This window comes from Nocardia sp. NPDC004278 (genome assembly GCF_053602975.1).
The window spans coordinates 1-1545 of sequence record NZ_JBSGEQ010000109.1; the positions used below are offsets into that span (position 1 = coordinate 1).

Annotated in this window: 1 protein-coding gene; it reads left to right on the forward strand. The window is 64.3% G+C overall.

Features of this window, described 5'->3' with window-relative positions; genetic code table 11:
- On the forward strand, window positions 1-1545 hold a 1545-nt coding region (locus ACWEO2_RS44250; protein ID WP_452410870.1), incomplete at both ends, for a type I polyketide synthase.

The window sequence follows — 1545 nt, forward strand, 5'->3', positions numbered from 1 at the left end:
GAGTTGCCGGTGGATCGTGGCTGGGACATCGACGGTATCTACGATCCGGAGCCCGGCAAGGCCGGTAAGACCTACACCCGCCAGGGTGGATTCCTCTATTCGGCGGCCGATTTCGATGCGGACTTCTTCGGGATCAGCCCCAACGAAGCTGTGGCCATGGATCCGCAGCAGCGGTTGCTGCTGGAGACCTCATGGGAGGCGCTGGAGCGCGCCGGTGTGGATCCGGCTGCGCTGCGTGGCAGTTCGACCGGGGTCTTCACCGGCATGATGTATCACGACTACGCCCAGGGAACCGGTAATAGCGCTGCCGGGAGTTTGGTGTCCGGGCGAGTGTCGTATGTGTTCGGTCTGGAAGGGCCGTCGGTCACCGTCGACACGGCGTGTTCGTCATCGCTGGTGGCAATGCATCTGGCCGCGCAGTCGCTGCGGTCGGGTGAATGTGATCTGGCATTGGCCGGTGGTGTCGCGGTGATGGCGACACCGGAGATCTTTGTGGAGTTCAGTCGGCAGCGGGGGCTGGCCCCGGATGGGCGGTGTAAGTCGTTCGCCGATTCCGCCGATGGGGTGGGCTGGTCCGAAGGTGCCGGTGTGCTGGTGTTGGAGCGGTTGTCAGACGCTCGCCGCAATGGTCATGAAGTTCTTGCGGTGGTTGCTGGTTCGGCCGTGAATCAGGATGGTGCGTCGAATGGTTTGACCGCGCCGAACGGTCCGTCGCAGCGGCGGGTGATCCGGCAAGCTTTGGCGAATGCCAAGGTGTCGCCGGTCGACGTCGATGTGGTGGAGGCTCACGGCACCGGTACCACTTTGGGTGATCCGATCGAAGCCCAGGCGCTGCTTGCTGCTTACGGGCAGGACCGAGCTGCGGATCGTCCGCTGTGGCTGGGGTCGTTGAAGTCGAACATCGGTCATGCGCAAGCCGCGGCGGGTGTGGGTGGTGTGATCAAGATGGTAATGGCGATGCGGCACGGGGTGTTGCCCCGAACGCTGCATGTCGATCAGCCCAGCACCAAGGTCGATTGGTCCGAAGGTCATATCCGGTTGTTGACCGAGGCGGTCGAGTGGCCGGAGGTGGATCGGCCGCGTCGTGCGGGTGTGTCCTCGTTCGGTATCAGCGGCACGAATGCTCACCTCATCCTGGAGCAGGCTCCGGTCGTGGAACCGGCACCAGTGGAGTCGGCGCCGGTGGTCGAGTCCGTTCCGGCTGTGTTGCCGTGGGTGGTTTCGGCGCGCAGCGGTGCGGCTCTTGCCGGTCAGGCCGGGCGTCTGGCGTCGTATGCGGACGATCACGACCTGGATCCGGTGGATGTGGGCTTCTCGCTGGCGTCCACGCGCGGTGTTTTCGAGCATCGGGCCGTGGTGCTGTCACCCGAGCGCGACGGTTTGTGGGCCGGTATTCAAGCGTTGGGTCGCGGCGAAACGATTCCCGGTGTGGTGTCCGGTCGTGTGGTGTCGGGTTCGACGGGTGTGGTGTTTTCCGGTCAGGGTGCTCAGTGGGCGGGTATGGCTACTGAGCTGCGTGATGCGTATCCGGTGTTCGCTGAGCAT